This is a genomic window from Pseudomonas sp. ICMP 460, assembly GCF_002723595.1.
In the GTDB taxonomy this organism is placed as follows: Bacteria; Pseudomonadota; Gammaproteobacteria; order Pseudomonadales; family Pseudomonadaceae; genus Aquipseudomonas; species Aquipseudomonas kitaguniensis.
The window spans coordinates 399,083-417,851 of sequence record NZ_LKBR01000001.1; the positions used below are offsets into that span (position 1 = coordinate 399,083).

Below are 18,769 nucleotides of genomic sequence, written 5' to 3' on the forward strand. Positions count from 1 at the left end.
CGGCTCTACTCCTGCTTCGCCGGCGTGCCCGCCGACGCCTTGGCTTCATCGGCAGACAAATGCCGGCGCTCAAGGTAGGCCTGCACTGCTGCGAGGCTGGCGGCCAGGTCCGGGGTAACAACGGAGACGGCTTTGGGCTCAAGCTCGGCGATACGCGCCAGCATTGCCTTGCTCTGCGGGTTGTCCTGATTGAAGTTGTCTTGCAGCACGCTGCGCGCTTCACCCAGCGAACGGCTGTACACCGCCGTTTCGCCGTTAAGCGCAGCCCACTGCGCTTGTTCCAGCGCAAGGCTCAGGGCCAGACGTACCTGGTTCAAACCCTGGCCTGCAAGCAATGGGCGAATATTATCGTCAGGGTTAAAGTCGATGCGGAAGTAGCGGGAAATATGCTCCCACCATTGGCTCCAGCGGCTCTCGGGCTCAGTGCTCGGCTGTCCTTTGGAGGACGGTTCGGTAAGCTCGTATTCCGGGGCGATAGCCGCCAACTGCACGACCTGGTCGCGCAGCGCCGCCAATTGCAGGTACAAACCGGTGCGGTCTGGCTGCTCGGTACTGCGCAACGCACCAAGGCTTTTGGCCAATTGCTCGCGCGCGGCGTAAGCGCCTGGATCGCTTTGCTCGCGTAGAATTTCGTCGGCACCCTGAACCAGCGACTGCGCACTGTTGATGTCCTGCAACGCCGACAAACGCAAGCTGGCAAGGCGGATCAGATGCTCGGCCTCGGCCAGGCGCCAGTCTTGGCGGCTGGCACCCAGCACGGTTTCCAGACGCTGGCTCAGGCGCTGTTGATCGCCCTGTAACTGGGCGACCAGACGACGGCGCTCTTCCAGCTCATCCGCGGCAGGTAACTGCGCCAAGCGTGCGGCCAACTGTTGCTGGCTCTGCTTGAGGGTTTGCGATTGGTCATCAAGGGTCTGCACCTGGCTCAGCTGTTGCTGGCTGCTGGCTTGCAGGGCACGGACCTGCCAAATACCCCAACCGCCGGCAGCAACCCCCGCGGCACCGAGCAGCAGGGCTACGATTGCCAGGCCATTGCCACGACGTGGCGCGGTGACCGGTGACTCAACCGGCGCATCAAGTGCGGGTTGGGTTTCATCTTTAGGCAAGGCTGTTTCGCTCACGTATCCGTCCTTTGCGTATCAGAGAGTGGCGGCGGCCTGCCTCATACGGCAGAGCTGCGTAACGCCACTAACAAAGCCGCGGCACTCGCGCCACGACAATCCACAACTTTTTCTGCGCCAGCGGCACGCGCCATTTCACAGACCCGCGGGCTGGGCACGAACAACGGCAGCTTCGCCACCTGCGGCCAATCACCGCCGGCCAGGGCTTGCAGGTGTAAAAAACCCTGCCCACTGCTGACCACCACGCCGTTCAAGCGTTCCAACTGGATGCGTTGCATCAACACCCCCGCCTCGTACGTCGGCAGTGAACGACGATACAACTCCAGGTAGTCGACACTAGCACCTTGCTCGCGCAAACGCTCAGCCAGCAACTCTCGACCGCCCTCGCCACGCAGGATCAACACGTTGGCGCCGGGGCCTGCGACAGCCTCACGCAAGGCGGGCAATGCAAGCAACGCCTCGCTGTCGTCGCCGGCTTGCGGGTATTCGACGTTGAGACCGTGATCGGCCAATACCTGCGCAGTGGCGGCGCCTACGCTGAACCATTGCACGTGCGGCCAAGGCCGATCCAACTGCTGCAGGGCAAGGCGCGCCGCTGGCTTGCTGACCACAATCACCGCGTTATAGCGACCCAGCTCACCAAACACCGCCTGTTGCTCAGCCGTGACCGGCAAGGCTTCGATGGCGAGCAAAGGCAAGCTGCTGCTAAAAATGCCGACGTCGGACAACGACGCAGCCAGCGCTGCCGACTCCTCGGCAGGGCGCGTCAGCAACACTCGCCAGGTGTTCACCGCGGCCCTTGCTCGCCGTAGATTTTTTGCAGGATGGCGCCTGCGCCTTTTTCCAGCAGCTCTTCTGCCACCTGGATACCCAGCGCGCTGGCATCGCGTTGCGGCCCGCGTATCTCAGCGGTGAGCAGCGTGCCGCCAGCCGGGTCGCCGACCAAACCACGCAGCCAAAGGTTTTCGCCTTCAAGCACGGCGTAGCAGGCAATCGGCACCTGGCAGCCACCGTTAAGGTGCTTGTTGAGCGCGCGCTCGGCCGTCACACGCACTTCAGTGTCAGGGTGATCGAGGGGTTTGAGCAGTGCGTGAATGTCAGCGTCGACGGTACGGCATTCGATGCCGACTGCGCCCTGCCCGCCTGCGGGCAAGCTGTCTTCGACGCTGATGGCGGAGGTGATACGGTCTTCGAAGCCCAAGCGAATCAGGCCAGCGGCGGCGAGAATGATCGCGTCATATTCACCGGCATCCAGCTTCGCCAAGCGGGTGTTGACGTTGCCGCGCAGGAAGCGAATTTGCAGGTCTGGGCGACGGGTCAGTAATTGCGCCTGCCGACGCAAGCTCGACGTGCCGACGACACTGCCCAAAGGCAGCGCCTCCAGAGAAACGAAATGATTGGAGACAAAAGCGTCGCGCGGGTCTTCGCGCTCGCAGATGCAATACAGGCCCAAGCCTTCAGGGAAGTCCATCGGCACGTCTTTCATCGAATGCACGGCGATGTCGGCTTCGTTTTCGAGCAGCGCGGTTTCCAGTTCCTTGACGAACAGGCCCTTGCCGCCGATTTTCGACAAGGGTGAATCGAGTAACTTGTCGCCGCGACTGACCATGGGCACCAGGGACACTTTCAGCCCCGGGTGGGCCTGTTCAAGACGCGCTTTGACGTATTCGGCCTGCCACAAGGCCAAGGCGCTTTTACGGGTGGCGATGCGGATCTCGCGAGAAGACATGGATCAATCCGTACTAAATAGATACGGCAGATAATAACAGCTCAGGCAAACACGCTTTGATTTGAATCAGCAAGTGCGGGGCCTCCCTGGCCACGTCGCACCGCGATAGAAAACGCATACCTCGCGGCAGCCCGTAGGCTAAAGCTGCTGCATCATCTTGCGCACGCCCGCAACGTGGCGTCGGCTGACGATCAAGGCGTCACCGTTAAGCCCTTTGAGGAACAACTGAAAGTGACCCAGCGGCGTGCGTTGCAAGCGTTCAATGCGCTCGCGGGCGACCAGCGCGTTACGGTGGATACGCACGAAGCGGTCGCCGAATTCATCCTCAAGCGCCTTGAGCGGCTCATCAAGTAACACTTCGCCGGCCTCGTGCCGCAGCGTCACGTACTTGTGATCGGCAATAAAATAGACCACCTGGTTCAGCGGGATCAGTTCGATGCCTTTGCGCGTTCGCGCGCTGATATGGCTACGCGGCCCGTTACCGCTTTGGGCGGCCGGCTGAGTCAGGGCAGCGAGTTGCACACGGTTTGGGCGCTCGGCTTTTTTCAAGGCCTTGAGTAACGCATCGCCAGCCACTGGCTTGAACAGGTACGCGACGCCACTGTCCTCCAGTGCCTGCTCGGGGAACTCTTCTTGAGCGGCGCACAACACCACGGCAGGCGGCGATTCTCGCTCACTCAGGCGGGCGGCAACTTGCAGGCCATCAAGGCCTGGCAGGCGGATATCGAGCAGCACCACATCCGGCTTGAGGCTGTCGATCAGCGTCAACGCCTCCTCGCCGTTGGTGGCGCTCGGTTCCAGTACGGTGTAACCCTCGAGTTCACTGACCAAACGGCTCAGTCGCTCGCGGGCTTGGGGTTCGTCATCAACGATCAGGACATTCATATTGCGCTGGATTCCTGCGTGAGTCTCGCACAAGGATAGCGTAGACAGGTGCGGTGACTTGCGTCACAGCGATCCACGCTAAGACTAGCGCGAGCGGCAAAAAGTGCCCCGAGAGCGGCACCCAAATTTACCCGGACCTGTTCAATAACGCCCAAGATCTGCTGCCTTTGGGCATAGTCGTAGGGTTTGCTGATACACAATCCGAATACCCCGCTTTTTAATGGATAGTCTGGGCTATGACCGCAGCACCCGACTTTGGTGCGTTCACACACTATCAGTGCAACTGTAGACGCTCGCTGAGACGATATTGCTCATTCGTCAAATATCGCATCAATAAGTACCTGCTTGCAGTTTCTTCCCGGATGCGGTCCGCGGCAAGGCACTTAGCCATCCTCGGCACAAATAAAAATGCAGACCACCCGCAGCACCGCCTCCACGGGCAACCCTGTTATTATCGGCGACACACTTCCATGCCTCTTTTAAGCAGACCACGAGCGAATCCATGAGCACCGACAAGACCAACCAGTCCTGGGGCGGCCGCTTCAGTGAACCCGTCGACGCCTTCGTCGCCCGCTTCACCGCCTCCGTCACCTTCGACCAGCGCCTGTACCGCCACGACATCATGGGCTCGATCGCCCACGCCACGATGCTGGCCAAGGTCGGCGTGCTGACTGACGCCGAGCGCGACAGCATCATTGATGGCCTGACCACCATTCGCGGTGAGATCGAGGCCGGCACTTTTGACTGGCGCGTCGACCTGGAAGACGTGCACATGAATATCGAGGCCCGCCTCACCGATCGCATCGGTGTGACCGGCAAAAAACTGCACACCGGTCGCAGCCGTAACGACCAGGTGGCCACCGATATTCGCCTGTGGTTGCGTGACGAAATCGACCTGATCCTGTCCGAAATCACGCGCCTGCAAAAAGGTTTGCTGGAGCAGGCCGAGCGTGAATCGGGCACCATCATGCCGGGCTTCACTCACTTGCAAACGGCGCAGCCGGTAACCTTCGGCCACCACTTGCTGGCGTGGTTCGAAATGCTCAGCCGCGACTACGAGCGCCTGGTCGATTGCCGCAAGCGCGCCAACCGCATGCCACTCGGCAGCGCCGCGCTGGCCGGCACCACCTACCCGATTGACCGTGAATACACAGCGCAATTGCTGGGTTTTGACGCCGTGGGCGGCAACTCCCTGGATGGCGTGTCCGACCGCGACTTCGCCATCGAATTCTGCGCCGCCGCCAGCATCGCGATGATGCATTTGTCGCGCTTCTCCGAAGAGCTGGTGCTGTGGACCAGCGCGCAATTCCAGTTCATCGACCTGCCCGACCGCTTCTGCACCGGCAGCTCGATCATGCCGCAAAAGAAAAACCCCGACGTGCCCGAGTTGGTGCGTGGCAAAAGCGGCCGCGTATTCGGCGCGCTGATGGGCCTGCTGACCTTGATGAAAGGCCAACCGCTGGCTTACAACAAAGACAATCAGGAAGACAAAGAGCCGCTGTTCGACGCCGCCGACACTCTGCGCGACTCACTGCGTGCGTTTGCCGACATGATCCCGGCGATCAAGCCCAAGCACGCGAGCATGCGTGAAGCGGCCTTGCGCGGGTTCTCTACCGCGACGGACCTGGCGGACTACCTGGTGCGCCGTGGCCTGCCGTTCCGTGACTGCCACGAAATCGTTGGCCATGCCGTAAAATACGGCGTGGACACCGGCAAGGACCTGGCGGAAATGAGCCTGGAAGAGCTGCGCAAGTTCAGCGAACAGATCGAGCAAGATGTGTTTGCCGTGCTGACGCTCGAAGGCTCGGTGAATGCGCGCGACCACGTCGGCGGCACTGCGCCTGCGCAGGTTAAAGCAGCCGTCGTTCGCGGCCAAGAGCTTCTCGCCAGCCGCTAAAAGCTTCGCGAGCAAGCCCGCTCCCACACTTGACTGCATTCCAAGCCTGGAACTCGGTCAAGTGTGGGAGCGGGCTTGCTCGCGATGGCGCCACCACAGGCGCCAACCCTCTATTTTTTGGCCGCGATCATCGCCATAAACGCAGGCATCGCCGCTTCCCGGTCCGCCGCGACTTTCTGTGCGTTGGGCATGGCATGCAATCGCTCCAACAACGCCTTGGCCGCCGGCAACTCCGCCAACAAATCCACGCCGAACAGCTTCTCGCCCACGGCGCAGGCAAGGTTCACGCTGTACATGAAATACACATCTGCAAGCGTGAAGTTCTCCCCTGCGACATAGGGCGCGAACTTGCCATGTCGGCCTAAAGAGCCGATCCCCAGCAGCAACTCAGCCCTGGATTTCTCCTTGATCGCCTCCGGCACCGGCATGCCAAAAAACGCCTCGGCGAAACACGCGCGGGCGGGCAACTCGATATACAGCTCGATTTCCCGGCACAGCGCCAGCACCTGAGCACGCTGAAACGGCTCGCCAGGCAGCAACGCAGGGCCTTCCTGGGTGTGCTCGATGTATTCGAGTATCACGCTGGTTTCGTTGATAAACCCCTGTTTGACCCCCAGAATCGGCACCTTGCCGCGAGGGCTCACCGCCAGGGCTTCAGCCGTTTGGCCTGCGTAAAACGCCACCTCTTCAAACGGCAGGCCTTTCTCCAGCAGCGCCAGTTTGACCATGTTGTAGTAGTTGCTGACCGAAAATCCGTAAAGCTTGAGCATTGCGACTGCCTCCAGGCCGGGTGTGGGGTTGGCTGCAAGAGTTATAGATCCCCGGCGCCTGCCTTGCCAGCAGCATCACCCGCCTGAATGGGCGTAGACTGGCGGCCTTTTCCTTGAGGAGCCTGCCATGAGCGAGCCGACCGATATCGACAACGACGAAGAAGAATTCACCGAAAGTACGCTGACCCAGGCCATCGAAAACCAAATCGAAAGCGACAATCCGCCTGCCGCCAAAGCGACGTTCAACAAGCTGACCCTGGTGGGTTACGAGCGCGACGACATTCTGAACTTGATGGCCCACGTGCTGGCTGTCGAAATTGACAAAATGCTCGAAGAAGACCGCGCATTCGATACCGAGTGGTATGAAACAGCGCTGCGGGCGCTGCCTGAATTGCCGCCGGAAAACGACTGAATCAAACACGTTCGTGGCGGCGGAGCCTGCTTCTTCGCCACAAACCTGCGCCATATCAAGACCCGGATGTTTCAGACTGGACAGCCCGGCAAACTGCGTTCACCTTATGCCGTGCTAGCCTCTAATAAATACTTAGAACGTCTGGAGTCCTTATGTCGTATACCCCTGAATTGGTTGCCGAACTGGAAATCCTTGCACTCTTCAACCTGGGCAGCTCCCAGGAAGGCTTAAAAGTCCATCAAAGCGCAGCGCCCACTGCCATCGCCGCCGCCAAACGCCTTTTTGACAAAGAACTGACCACTCAGCCCGACGGCGGTTACCTGACCAGCCTCGGTCGGGATGCTGCCGAGCATGCCCAAGGCTTGCTGACGATTCTAAGCAAAACCCAAAAAGAAGCCGCCTGACCTTTGATACCGCCCATGGAGTCCGCCCTTTGCGGATTCCGAGGGCGTTGCTGTGGCCCGCACAAAATTCTGACGCCAAAAATCATTTCCCGCTAAACCTCCCACGTTTCTGTCTGTAAACTCCTACACGGCCGCCCATGTCGGGCCTTGCGAGCCAACGAGTTCGACATGACCCGCACCCATGAAATACGCCCCGACCTGGACGAAGGCATCGACCGCAAGGTGCTGGCGCAACTGCGCACGCGGTTCATGGCCCTCAATGAAGGCCGTATGGCGCGGGCTGTCGAAGGGCTGACTCCGCGCCAACAAAGCGTGCTGAGCGTGTTGCCGCTGTTTTTTCACGTGAATCACCCGCTGTTGCCGGGTTATGTCTCAGGCAGCACGCCGGCGGGCTTGTCGAATTTCGAACCGGATGCCCAAGCGCTGACCGAAGCCCAGCGCCTGACCCGCTCGTTTTCTTACAAGCCGCGCCATGGCAACCCGTCGCTGCCGATCCACGGCCTGTTCCTGATGGGCAGCCTTGGTACTCTGGCCCAGGCGGACCAAAGCGATATGGACGTGTGGGTATGCCACGCGCCCGACCTCAGCGAAATCGAGCTGGCCGAGCTGCGCAAAAAGTGCCAGTTACTTGAAGCCTGGGCATTAACGATGGGCGCCGAGGCGCACTTCTTCCTGATCGAGCCGACGCGCTTTGTACTCGGTGAACGCGACACCCAACTGAGCTCCGACGACTGTGGCACCACCCAGCATTACCTGCTGCTGGATGAGTTCTACCGCACCGCCATCTGGCTGGCCGGGCGCACGCCGATCTGGTGGCTGGTGCCGGTGTACGAAGAAACCCGTTACGTCGAGTTCACCCACACGCTGCTCTCCAAGCGTTTTATTCGTGCCGATGAAACCCTCGACCTTGGCCACTTGGCGCGCATTCCGCCCGGCGAATTCATTGGCGCCGGGCTCTGGCAACTGTTCAAGGGCATTGAGTCGCCGTACAAATCGGTGCTCAAACTGCTGCTGACCGAGGTGTACGCCAGCGAACACCCGAACGTGCAGTGCCTGAGCCTGCGCTTCAAGCGCGCGGTATTCGCCAACCAGATCGACCTGGATGAGCTGGACCCATACATCGTGGTCTACCGCCGCATCGAGGAATACCTTAAAGCGCGCAACGAGCCGGAGCGCCTGGAACTGGTCAGGCGCAGCCTGTACTTGAAGGTCAACCGCAAGCTCAGCGCGGGCCAACGCGGCCTTGGCTGGCAACGATTATTAATGGAACGCCTGGCGCACGAATGGGGTTGGGACCAACGCCAACTGGCCCTGCTGGACAGTCGCAGCCAGTGGAAAGTGCGCCAAGTGGCTGTCGAGCGCCGTGCACTGGTCAATGAGCTGAACCACAGCTACCGCTTCCTTACGCAGTTCGCCCGCACCGAGCAAACCGTCAGCCTGATCAACAAGCGCGACCTCAATGTGCTGGGCCGACGCCTTTATGCAGCGTTCGAACGCAAAGCCGGCAAAGTCGAATTCATCAACCCAGGCGTCGCCCCGGATCTGGCCGAAGACACCCTGACTCTGGTGCAATCGCCCAACCGTAAAGAGCAGGGCCTGCATGACTGGGGCCTGTACAACGGCAACCTTACGGCGCTGGAATGGGAGCACTTCGCGCCGATCAAGCGCAGCCGCGATCTGCTCGAAATGCTCACCTGGTGCCACCGCAACGGCGTGATCGACAGCAGTACCCGCCTGGCGCTGCACCCGGGCGTCAGCGACATGACGGAATTTGAGCTGTTCAATTTACTCGGCAGCCTGCAACAAACCATTGCACTGCCCTTGATCAGCGTCGACGAGGAGCGCCTGTTGCGCCCGGCGGTGCCGGAAGAGGTGTTGTTACTGATCAACGTCGGCGTCGACCCGCTCAAGCATCACCGCGACCTGAATATCCTGATGACCACCGAGCGCACCGACTCCCTGAGCTACGCAGGTGTGCGCGACAACCTGGTACTGACGCTGGATCAGGTCACACTTAACAGTTGGAACGAGGTAATGGTGAGCCGCTACGACGGGCCTCACGCGTTGCTCGATTGCCTGCGTGACTACCTCAACCAACTGCCGCCCGACCACTTGCCACGGTTGCGGGTGCGCTGCTTCTGTCACAACCGCGCGCCGTTCATTGCCCAGCGCGTCGAAGAAGTTTTCGACACCGCGCAAACCCTGCTGCTCGGCCAGTCCAACCATCGCTACCTGTTGCAGGTGCAACAGCACTATCACGTGATGGAGCTGAAGCCGGGCCAAGCCACCCATGTCTCACTGCCGACGCAGGAGGCGCTGATCGCCTACCTCAGTGAAGAGCTGGCCAGCTACAGCCCGCTGCACCTGGACCCAATGGCCCTGGAAGACCACGACCTGGCGCTGCTGCTGCCGATGGGCCTGGCCGATTGCGTGCAGGTGTTTTACCGAGTCAATGAAGGCTTTGCCGAGCTGTATGTGCTGGATGAATTCAACGCACTCTGGCAGCAACGCTTGCCGTTTCACGACGAGCAGAGCCTGTTGGCGCCGTTGCAGCGCTTTCTGCAATCGATCCTCTATCGCCGGGAAGCGCTGTCGCCGCTGAATACGCAACAGCCGCTGGGCGATGTACACACCCTGTATTACCAACTGTTGCCGTCAGGCAGTCATCGCGCACGCGGCATAGAGCCCCGACCGGCCCCGCACAACCCCGCCAACCAGCCGTTTTATGACGTGCAGGCAATTATCGGCAAAGCAGCGCCCGGCCAAGTGGGCATTACCCTGTACTGCAATCAGCGGGAGTTTTGCGAACTGGAGTTTGGCGACCAACTGTTTGCAGTAGTCGCCCGGCAAATCGTCGAGCAACGCCGCGAAACCCAGCGCTACCGCTGCTACATCACCGACCTCGACCTGTCCGGCCTGCTCGGCGATGTGCAAAGCCCGAGCAACTTGTACCTGCGCTACAAGGCCGAGCTGGAGCTGGCGCTGAACGAAGCGCTGAACCAGGTTTAAAGCGGCTGTTTTTTACAGGGAGAATGCGCCGCCGTCTTTGGGCTGGCCCTCGACGCTGAGCAGTTCGAGCTTCAGGGTCTTGCCGCCGGGTGCCGGCCAGTCGATATGCTGGCCCACTTTCAAGCCAAGCAATGCACTGCCAACCGGCGCCAGGATAGAGATCTTGCCTTCATCGGCATTCGCGTCTTTAGGGTAAACCAGGGTCAGGTGATAGTCCTTGCCGCTGCCTTGCTCGCGGCAATGCACGCTGGAGTTCATGGTCACCACACCTGCAGCCACGTCCTCGTGGCCAACCACCTCTTCAGCGCGGTCGAGTTCGGCTTGCAACGCTTCGACACCGGGAAATTCGTCGCCCAAACGGTCGATCAGTTGCTCCAGACGCTGTACGTCCAGGCGGGTGAGGATGATGGAAGGGACAGTGGTCATGATTCAGGCAGACTCCTTTTTTCTGCGCAAAAAAGCAAAACCCCGCCAGAAAAAGGCGGGGTTCTCACGGACCTCGATGAGTTGAGGTGTACCCGGACACTACCACAGCGTCACAAATAAACAAGGCGACTCAGGCGTGGGCCTTGCGCTGCGCAGCCTCTGCGCAGATCACGCGGCGCCGGGCATCGTCGGCGGAGCGCCATTCGCGAATATCTGCCACATGGCGAAAGCAACCGAGACAGACTTTTTGCTCATCCAGGCGACACAAACTGATACAGGGTGACGGCACCGCCGGGCTGACGTTGCTGAACAGCGGCTTGGGCGGGCGTACAGGTGCAGGCTGGCTCACAATCATTTCTCGTCGGGGATCAGCTCATCAAAATCCAGCTCGGCGCCGGATTGATCCGACACCAGGCGCGCGAGCATTTCGCTCAGCAACTCTTCAGTGGTGTCGTGCACCCAACGCTTTTCATCTTCGTCGTAGTCAAAGTGAAAACCGCCCGAGCGCGCCGCCAGCCAGAGCTGACGCAAGGGCTCTTGGCGACTGAAGATCAGTTGGGTGCCATTTTCAAACTTGACGGTCAGTACGCCGGCCGAGTTTTCCAGGTCCACGTCCAGACCGCTGTCGTCGAAAATATCTTCCAGCGCCTGCTGGGTCGAATCCACCAGGTCGTGAAAGCGGGCTTCGGTCAAACTCATTGTGGCAACCTCAAAAGTGTCTGGTTTTGCTCAAGCGCCGCACGATACGGGCGAGCTTCGCCGATTGCAAAGGATACCGATTTCATCCGCGGTGGCTGCATGAAATATCCTCAGCAAGCGTAGTCCGCTTCTTGACTGTCTCGGCAAACCCCCGCTGGACGGGTATTCCAGCGCATAGGCAAGCTGCCGGGTGGTCGGTATACTCGGGCGCAATTAATGCATATTCAAGGATTTCGCCATGAAGCGCCTGATCTCTTCCCTTGCTGCGCTCGTCGCGGTCGCTTGCCTAGTTAGTGCCTGTGGTCAAAAAGGCCCGCTGTACCTGCCCGATGACAGCAAAGACCCGAATGAACAGGCGCAGTCGTCGCAAAAGCCGTCGAAAGCGCACAAGCACGACACTTACTAAGGTAACCCCATGGACGCTTTTAACTACCGGGACGGCGAGCTGTTCGCGGAAGGCGTGGCGTTGTCCGCGATTGGCGAGCGCTTTGGCACCCCGACCTACGTGTACTCGCGTGCCCATATCGAAGCCCAATACCGCAGCTTTGCCGACGCGCTGCAAGGCACGCCGAGCCTGGTGTGCTATGCGGTCAAGGCCAACTCCAACCTGGGTGTACTGAATGTCCTGGCGCGCTTGGGCGCCGGTTTCGACATCGTCTCCCGTGGCGAGCTGGAACGTGTACTGGCGGCCGGCGGCACGGCGGACAAAATCGTCTTCTCCGGCGTAGGCAAGAGCCGCGAAGACATGCGCCGCGCACTCGAAGTGGGCGTGCACTGCTTCAACGTCGAATCCACCGACGAGCTGGAACGCCTGCAAATCGTGGCCGCCGAGATGGGCGTGCGCGCGCCGGTGTCCCTGCGCGTCAACCCGGACGTCGACGCCGGCACCCACCCGTACATTTCCACCGGCCTTAAAGAGAACAAGTTCGGCATCGCAATTGCCGACGCCGAGGACGTGTACATCCGCGCCGCGCAGTTGCCGAACCTCGAAGTGCTGGGCGTCGACTGCCATATCGGCTCGCAACTGACTACCCTGCCGCCGTTTATCGATGCGCTCGACCGCCTGTTGGCGCTGATCGACCGCCTGGGCGAGTGCGGCATCTACCTGCACCACATCGACCTCGGCGGCGGCGTGGGCGTGCGTTATCGCGATGAAGAGCCGCCGCTGGTGGCTGACTACATCAAGGCCGTGCGCGAGCGCATCGAAGGCCGTGACCTGACGCTGATGTTCGAACCGGGCCGCTATATCGTCGCCAACGCCGGCGTGCTGCTGACTCAGGTTGAATACCTCAAGCACACTGAACACAAGGATTTCGCCATCGTCGACGCGGCGATGAACGACCTGATTCGCCCGGCGCTGTACCAGGCCTGGATGAATGTCAGCGCCGTGAAGCCACGTACGGGCGAAACCCGCGCCTATGACATCGTTGGCCCTATCTGCGAAACCGGCGACTTCCTGGCCAAGGATCGTCAGTTGGCCCTCGAAGAAGGCGATTTGCTGGCCGTGCATTCGGCGGGTGCCTATGGGTTTGTCATGAGTTCCAACTACAACACCCGCGGGCGTACCGCCGAGGTGCTGGTGGACGGTGATCAAGCGTTTGAAGTGCGTCGCCGCGAGACGGTAGCCGAGTTGTATGCTGGCGAAAGCCTGCTGCCGGAGTAAGCCATGCTGCTGCGTTTTACCAAGATGCACGGGCTGGGCAACGATTTCATGGTCCTCGACCTGGTCAGCCAGCACGCGCACATCCTGCCCAAACACGCTAAACAGTGGGGCGACCGTCACACCGGCATTGGCTTCGACCAGTTGCTGCTGGTGGAGGCGCCGAGCAACCCGGACGTGGATTTCCGTTACCGGATCTTCAATTCCGACGGCTCCGAAGTGGAACAGTGCGGCAACGGTGCGCGCTGCTTCGCGCGCTTTGTGCTGGACAAGCGCCTGACCGCCAAGCGCCAGATTCGCGTCGAGACCAAGAGCGGCGTGATCGAACTGGATATTCGCAGTGACGGTCAAATCAGCGTCAACATGGGCGCGCCGCACCTGCTGCCGGCGGATATTCCGTTCCAGGCCACCGAGCAGGCGACCCACTATGCGCTCGAAGTGGACGGCAAGACCGTCGACATCGCCGCCGTGTCCATGGGCAACCCGCATGCTGTGCTGCGGGTCAATGACATCAATAACGCCCCGGTGCATGAACTGGGGCCGAAGATCGAACATCACCCGCGCTTTCCAGCACGGGTGAACGTGGGTTTCCTGCAGGTGATCGACCGTTCCCGCGCGCAATTGCGTGTGTGGGAACGCGGCGCCGGCGAAACCCAGGCCTGCGGCACCGGTGCTTGCGCCGCTGCCGTGGCCGCGATCAGCCAAGGGTGGATGGATTCGCCGCTGCTGATCGACCTGCCCGGTGGACGTTTGTCCATCGAATGGGCAGGCCCTGGCCACCCGGTGATGATGACCGGGCCGGCCTCGCGTGTATACGAAGGACAGGTCCGTCTATGAGTGAGCCAAGCCAATGACCGATAAGCCTCAAGTACCCGCCCAAGCTAACCCGAGCGAATGCCTGGAGGCCGCAGCTGTTGCGGCGTACCTTGAGGCAAACCCGGACTTCTTCGTGGAACACGAAGAACTGCTGCCCGCCCTGCGCATCCCCCACCAACGCGGTGATACCGTGTCGCTGGTGGAGCGACAGATGAAGATCCTGCGCGAGCGCAACATAGAAATGCGCCATCGGCTCTCGCAGTTGATGGACGTGGCACGCGACAACGACCGCCTGTTCGACAAGACGCGCCGCCTGATTCTGATGCTGATGGACGCCACCAGCCTGGAAGAAACGGTGATCGCCGTGGAAGACAGCCTGCGTCAGGATTTCCAGGTGCCGTTTGTCAGCCTGATCCTGTTCAGCGACAACCCAATGCCGGTGGGCCGGTGGGTCAGCGGTGGCGAAGCGCAAACCGCAATTGGCGGCTTGCTCTCGGAAGGCAAAACCATCAGCAGCACCCTGCGTGAGCATGAGCTGGACTTCCTGTTTGGTGCCGAACAGCGCAAGCAGATCGGCTCCACCGCCGTCGTCGCGCTCAGCCACCAAGGCCTGCATGGCGTATTGGCCATCGCCAGCCGAGACCCTCAGCACTACAAAAGCTCCGTCGGCACGCTGTTTTTGACCTACATCGCCGAAGTGCTGGGCCGCGTCTTGCCGCGCTTCACCACTGCCCTGCGCGCGGTGCGCTAGCCATGGAACGGCAACTGGACGCTTACTGTGCTCACCTGCGCAGTGAGCGCCAGGTGTCGCCGCATACCCTGGAAGCGTATCGGCGGGACTTGAACAAGGTCCTGGCGTACTGTGAAAAACACCAGATCGCCAGTTGGAAGGCCTTGGACATCCAGAGCCTGCGCAGCCTGATCGCACGGCTGCACCAGCAAGGCCAGTCCTCGCGCAGTTTGGCGCGGCTGCTGTCGGCGGTGCGTGGCCTTTATCATTACCTGAACCGCGAAGGCTTGTGCGAGCACGACCCGGCCAATGGCCTGGCACCGCCCAAGGGCGAGCGCCGCCTGCCCAAGACCCTCGACACTGATCGCGCCCTGCAATTGCTCGATGGCGCCGTGGAGGATGACTTTCTCGCGCATCGCGACCAGGCAATTCTTGAGCTGTTCTATTCCTCCGGCCTGCGCCTGTCGGAGCTGACTGGGCTGAACCTCGATCAGCTGGACCTCGCGGATGGCTTGGTGCAAGTGCTCGGCAAGGGCAGCAAAACCCGTGTGCTGCCGGTCGGCCGCAAAGCCCGAGAAGCCTTGCAACTGTGGTTGCCGCTGCGCCTTTTGACCAACCCGGCGGACGACGCGGTGTTTGTCAGTCAGCAAGGCCGACGCTTGGGGCCGCGGGCGATTCAGCTGCGCGTGAAGGCTGCGGGCGAGCGCGAACTGGGGCAAAACCTGCACCCGCACATGCTGCGACACTCCTTTGCCAGCCATATGCTGGAATCATCCCAGGACCTGCGCGCGGTGCAGGAACTGCTCGGCCACGCCGACATCAAGACCACGCAGATCTACACCCACCTCGACTTCCAGCACCTGGCAACGGTGTACGACAGCGCCCATCCACGGGCCAAACGCATCAAGGGCGGCGACTCATGAGTATCAAGCTGATTACCTTCGACCTGGACGACACGCTCTGGGACAACGTGCCTGTCATCATCAGTGCCGAAGCATCCATGCGCGAGTGGTTGGCAACCCACGCCAGCAAGGTCGGTGACTTGCCCCTGGAGCATTTCGCCAGCCTTCGCCAACAGGTACTGGAGCGCCACCCCGAGCTCAAATACCGCATCAGCGTATTGCGCCATCGCGTGTTGATGCACGCGTTCGAAGAGGCGGGTTATCCACAGCCTGAGGCCACAGAAATGGCGGATGTGTGTTTCGAGGCGTTTATTCACGCGCGCCACCAGATCACTCCATTCCCTGAAGCCGAACCCATGCTGCAAGCGCTGCGCCAGCACTTTTTGCTCGGGGTGATCACCAACGGCAACGCCGATGTGCAACGCGTTGGCTTGGCCAACTATTTCCACTTTGCCCTGCGGGCCGAAGACATCGGCATCGCCAAGCCGGACGCGCGATTGTTTCACGAGGCCTTGCAACGCGGTGGCGTGGAGGCAAGTGCGGCGGTGCATGTGGGTGATCACCCCGGCGATGACATCGCCGGCGCCCAGCAGGCCGGGCTTCGCGCGGTGTGGTTTAACCCGACGGGCAAGGCTTGGGAAGGCGATAAAGCTCCGGATGCGCAGATTCGCAAACTGACTGAGTTGCCGGAGCTGCTGCGCAACTGGCAATAACACCGAAGATGGCAGCGGGACGCAGAGCATCCCAGGCAGCATTACCACGCAGAGCGTGGGAACGATCAGCTAGACAGCGCGCTGTAAGTTTTATTTCAGCCATGAAAAAGCCCGCAGCGACGGCGGGCTTTTCTTACAAGCGCGCAACTGACCTCAGATAGGTCGGCTGCCGTACTTGTTATCCGGCTTCTTCGGCGGATCGGCAACCACGTTGGCCTCGACTTCCTGCACTTTGCCGCCTTTAGCGAGGAATTCTTCCATCGCACGGGCCAGCGCATCGCGCTCTTTGTTCTTGGCTTCAACGCTCGGCAATTCATCTACCGATACAGCGGCCTTGGCTTTGCCTTTGGATGCTTTGGCAGGCGTGTCATCGCCACCGTCATCGGCTTCGTCAGCCACGTCTTCAGCGGCCGCTTCAAGACCCTCTTCGGCCTCGTCGTCGTCACCTACTTCGAGTTCGTCGTTTTCCAGATCATCGTCGCTCATGTTCTACCTCATGACTTGCGAAAAGCAGATTAGTTATAGCCCAGCTTCACCCTCTGTCGAGGTCGCCGGAAAAAATCAATAGCCAGTGGATAACCAGTGGCTTATGCCCCATCACCGTGCAAGGTGGCGAGGACTTTACGAGCACCGCCATGATCTCGGTGCTCGCCCAGATAAACACCTTGCCAGGTCCCCATCGCCAAGCGGCCGGCATTGACCGGCAAACTCAGCTGGCAGCCCAGGAGACTGGCCTTGAAGTGCGCCGGCAGGTCATCCGGCCCTTCGTCGTTGTGTTCATATCCCGCCGTACCTTGAGGCACCAGCGCATTGAAAAAACGTTCGAAGTCACGGCGCACCGCCGGGTCGGCATTCTCGTTGACGGTCAACGAGGCCGATGTGTGCTGCAGCCACAGATGTAACAGGCCCACACGACAAGCCTTCAATTCAGGCAGGCCGGCGAGCAATTCGTCCGTCACCAAGTGAAAGCCCCGGGGCTTGGCCCGCAGGGTTATCAGAGTCTGTTGCCACATACAGTTCTCCGCCCATCGGCGCGCATTCTAGCGCGCTCTGGGAAAAAACAAAGTGCCGAATACGCCTACATGCCTGTAGGACATCTGCACGGTGAAACGTACCGTGTGCGCACCATCACAAACTTTGCGCAAAAACCGGTACAGCGTCTTATCACTGACAAACGCCAGGCAAAAAAATGCCCGGCAAGCCGGGCATCTTTTTTTCGCACGCTTACAAGTTGTAACCGCGTTCGTTGTGTTGAGCCAGGTCGAGGCCAACTGCCTCTTCTTCCTCGGCAACCCGCAGGCCCATGACCGCATCCAGCACCTTAAGGATGATGAAGGTCACGATGGCCGTGTAGATCACGGTGAAACCAACGCCTTTGCACTGGATCCAGACTTGCGCCGCGATGTCGGTCGTCGCCGCGTTGAAGCCACCCATGGCCGGTGCAGCGAACACACCGGTGAGGATCGCGCCGAGGATACCGCCGATACCGTGCACGCCGAAGGCGTCCAGGGAGTCGTCGTAACCCAGTTTGCGTTTCAGCGTAGTGGCGCAGAAGAAGCACACCACGCCTGCCGCCAGGCCGATGACCAGCGCGCCCATCGGGCCCACGGTGCCGGCAGCCGGAGTAATTGCCACAAGGCCTGCCACCACACCCGAGGCGATGCCCAGTGCGCTTGGCTTACCGTGGGTGACCCACTCGGCGAACATCCAGCCCAGCGCCGCAGCAGCGGTAGCGATCTGAGTCACCAGCATTGCCATACCGGCAGTGCCGTTGGCCGCAGCAGCGGAACCTGCGTTGAAACCGAACCAGCCAACCCACAGCATGGCCGCACCGACCAGGGTGTAACCCAGGTTGTGAGGCGCCATTGGGGTGGTCGGGAAACCTTTACGCTTGCCGAGTACCAGGCACGCCACCAGGCCGGCAACACCGGCGTTGATGTGCACCACGGTGCCGCCTGCGAAATCCAGCACGCCCCAGTCGCCCAACAACGAACCAGGACCGCCCCACACCATGTGGGCAATCGGCGCGTACACCAGGGTGAACCAGACGCCCATGAAGATCAGCATCGCAGAGAACTTCATACGCTCGGCAAAAGCACCGACGATCAGCGCAGGCGTAATGATGGCGAACGTCATCTGGAAGGTGACGAATACCGCCTCAGGGAACAGCGCCGCAGGGCCGGTGATGCTCGCCGGGGTGACACCCGACAGGAACAGTTTGGACAGGCCGCCCACGAACGAGTTGAAGTTGACGACGCCTGCTTCCATACCGGTCGTGTCGAACGCCATGCTGTAGCCGTAAACGAACCACAGAATGCTGATCAGACCGGTGATGGCGAAGCACTGCATCATCACCGAAAGAATGTTTTTGGAGCGAACCATGCCGCCGTAAAACAGCGCCAGGCCTGGAATAGTCATGAACAGCACCAACGCGGTGGATGTCAGCATCCATGCGGTGTCGCCGGAATTGAGGACTGGAGCTGGGGCTGGGTCCGCCGCCAATGCCAAGGCCGGCATTACGAGGGACAACAGGGCTCCGAGCCCTGCGAATTTACGCAGAGTCATAGTGTTTTCTCCTGGGGCGTTGGGGTTTGGC

Annotated in this window: 21 protein-coding genes; 10 read left to right on the plus strand and 11 right to left on the minus strand. The window is 60.7% G+C overall.

Features of this window, described 5'->3' with window-relative positions; genetic code table 11:
* Positions 1-5 precede the first annotated feature (5 nt).
* The 4 genes from AO240_RS01890 to AO240_RS01905 form a co-directional block, all read right to left on the minus strand.
* On the minus strand, positions 6-1,121 hold the full coding sequence (locus AO240_RS01890) for a uroporphyrinogen-III C-methyltransferase (RefSeq protein ID WP_099234946.1): 1,116 nt from the start codon (positions 1,119-1,121) through the stop codon (positions 6-8).
* A gap of 41 nt (positions 1,122-1,162) precedes the next feature.
* Complete coding sequence (locus tag AO240_RS01895) at positions 1,163-1,912, minus strand: uroporphyrinogen-III synthase (RefSeq protein ID WP_099234947.1); 750 nt, start codon at positions 1,910-1,912, stop codon at positions 1,163-1,165.
* Entirely contained in the window at positions 1,909-2,850 is a 942-nt protein-coding gene (gene hemC, locus AO240_RS01900; RefSeq protein ID WP_099234948.1) for a hydroxymethylbilane synthase, read from the minus strand. The genes AO240_RS01895 and hemC overlap by 4 nt, the downstream gene beginning before the upstream one ends.
* Before the next feature lie 138 nt (positions 2,851-2,988).
* A complete protein-coding gene (locus AO240_RS01905) occupies positions 2,989-3,735 on the minus strand; it encodes a LytTR family DNA-binding domain-containing protein (RefSeq protein ID WP_058413800.1) in 747 nt (248 codons plus the stop codon).
* 502 nt (positions 3,736-4,237) lie between these two features.
* On the opposite strand from AO240_RS01905, the gene argH reads away from it, so the two are divergent.
* Positions 4,238-5,632, plus strand: a complete 1,395-nt coding sequence (argH, locus tag AO240_RS01910; RefSeq protein WP_099234949.1) for an argininosuccinate lyase — start codon at positions 4,238-4,240, stop codon at positions 5,630-5,632.
* Between the two features lie 110 nt (positions 5,633-5,742).
* Here the strand turns inward: argH and AO240_RS01915 are convergent, their stop codons facing one another.
* Complete coding sequence (locus tag AO240_RS01915; RefSeq protein WP_099234950.1) at positions 5,743-6,402, minus strand: glutathione S-transferase family protein; 660 nt, start codon at positions 6,400-6,402, stop codon at positions 5,743-5,745.
* 127 nt (positions 6,403-6,529) lie between these two features.
* On the opposite strand from AO240_RS01915, the gene AO240_RS01920 reads away from it, so the two are divergent.
* From AO240_RS01920 to AO240_RS01930, 3 genes are all read left to right on the plus strand, one after another.
* Complete coding sequence (locus AO240_RS01920; protein WP_058413803.1) at positions 6,530-6,814, plus strand: hypothetical protein; 285 nt, start codon at positions 6,530-6,532, stop codon at positions 6,812-6,814.
* Positions 6,815-6,966: 152 nt separating this feature from the next.
* The gene (locus tag AO240_RS01925; protein WP_058413804.1) at positions 6,967-7,218 is read left to right on the plus strand and encodes a TIGR02647 family protein; all 252 of its coding nucleotides are present in this window, start codon (positions 6,967-6,969) and stop codon (positions 7,216-7,218) included.
* Between the two features lie 168 nt (positions 7,219-7,386).
* Positions 7,387-10,227: a class I adenylate cyclase gene (locus AO240_RS01930; protein WP_099234951.1), complete on the plus strand. Its 2,841-nt coding sequence runs from the start codon at positions 7,387-7,389 to the stop codon at positions 10,225-10,227.
* A 12-nt stretch (positions 10,228-10,239) separates the two neighbouring features.
* On the opposite strand, the gene rnk is transcribed toward AO240_RS01930, so the two are convergent.
* The 3 genes from rnk to cyaY all read right to left on the minus strand — a co-directional run bounded on the left by rnk (position 10,240) and on the right by cyaY (position 11,352).
* Positions 10,240-10,653: a nucleoside diphosphate kinase regulator gene (rnk, locus tag AO240_RS01935; RefSeq protein WP_058413806.1), complete on the minus strand. Its 414-nt coding sequence runs from the start codon at positions 10,651-10,653 to the stop codon at positions 10,240-10,242.
* A gap of 130 nt (positions 10,654-10,783) precedes the next feature.
* The gene (locus AO240_RS01940) at positions 10,784-11,002 is read right to left on the minus strand and encodes a DUF1289 domain-containing protein (protein WP_099234997.1); all 219 of its coding nucleotides are present in this window, start codon (positions 11,000-11,002) and stop codon (positions 10,784-10,786) included.
* Positions 11,003-11,004: 2 nt separating this feature from the next.
* Complete coding sequence (cyaY, locus tag AO240_RS01945) at positions 11,005-11,352, minus strand: iron donor protein CyaY (RefSeq protein ID WP_099234952.1); 348 nt, start codon at positions 11,350-11,352, stop codon at positions 11,005-11,007.
* A gap of 238 nt (positions 11,353-11,590) precedes the next feature.
* Here cyaY and AO240_RS01950 point away from each other — a divergent pair, with 238 nt between their 5' ends.
* The 6 genes from AO240_RS01950 to AO240_RS01975 are packed head-to-tail and all read left to right on the plus strand — an operon-like array spanning position 11,591 to position 16,173.
* A complete protein-coding gene (locus AO240_RS01950; RefSeq protein ID WP_003195417.1) occupies positions 11,591-11,758 on the plus strand; it encodes a lipoprotein in 168 nt (55 codons plus the stop codon).
* Between the two features lie 9 nt (positions 11,759-11,767).
* Positions 11,768-13,015 carry a diaminopimelate decarboxylase gene (gene lysA, locus AO240_RS01955; protein ID WP_099234953.1) on the plus strand — a complete coding sequence of 416 codons (1,248 nt, stop codon included), beginning with the start codon at positions 11,768-11,770 and terminating at the stop codon, positions 13,013-13,015.
* A 3-nt stretch (positions 13,016-13,018) separates the two neighbouring features.
* Positions 13,019-13,849 carry a diaminopimelate epimerase gene (gene dapF / locus AO240_RS01960; protein WP_099234954.1) on the plus strand — a complete coding sequence of 277 codons (831 nt, stop codon included), beginning with the start codon at positions 13,019-13,021 and terminating at the stop codon, positions 13,847-13,849.
* Positions 13,850-13,862: 13 nt separating this feature from the next.
* Positions 13,863-14,579 (plus strand): DUF484 family protein, encoded by a 717-nt coding sequence (locus AO240_RS01965; RefSeq protein ID WP_099234955.1) that lies wholly within the window; start codon positions 13,863-13,865, stop codon positions 14,577-14,579.
* A gap of 2 nt (positions 14,580-14,581) precedes the next feature.
* Complete coding sequence (gene xerC, locus AO240_RS01970) at positions 14,582-15,481, plus strand: tyrosine recombinase XerC (RefSeq protein WP_099234956.1); 900 nt, start codon at positions 14,582-14,584, stop codon at positions 15,479-15,481.
* The gene (locus tag AO240_RS01975) at positions 15,478-16,173 is read left to right on the plus strand and encodes an HAD family hydrolase (protein WP_099234957.1); all 696 of its coding nucleotides are present in this window, start codon (positions 15,478-15,480) and stop codon (positions 16,171-16,173) included. The genes xerC and AO240_RS01975 overlap by 4 nt, the downstream gene beginning before the upstream one ends.
* 153 nt (positions 16,174-16,326) lie before the next feature.
* Here AO240_RS01975 and sutA read toward each other — a convergent pair whose 3' ends face one another.
* The 3 genes from sutA to AO240_RS01990 all read right to left on the minus strand — a co-directional run bounded on the left by sutA (position 16,327) and on the right by AO240_RS01990 (position 18,738).
* Positions 16,327-16,659 (minus strand): transcriptional regulator SutA, encoded by a 333-nt coding sequence (sutA, locus tag AO240_RS01980; protein WP_099234958.1) that lies wholly within the window; start codon positions 16,657-16,659, stop codon positions 16,327-16,329.
* A gap of 101 nt (positions 16,660-16,760) precedes the next feature.
* Positions 16,761-17,186, minus strand: a complete 426-nt coding sequence (locus tag AO240_RS01985) for a secondary thiamine-phosphate synthase enzyme YjbQ (protein WP_099234959.1) — start codon at positions 17,184-17,186, stop codon at positions 16,761-16,763.
* A gap of 211 nt (positions 17,187-17,397) precedes the next feature.
* Positions 17,398-18,738, minus strand: coding sequence for an ammonium transporter (locus AO240_RS01990; protein WP_099234960.1), 1,341 nt, complete (start codon positions 18,736-18,738; stop codon positions 17,398-17,400).
* Positions 18,739-18,769: the final 31 nt, after the last annotated feature.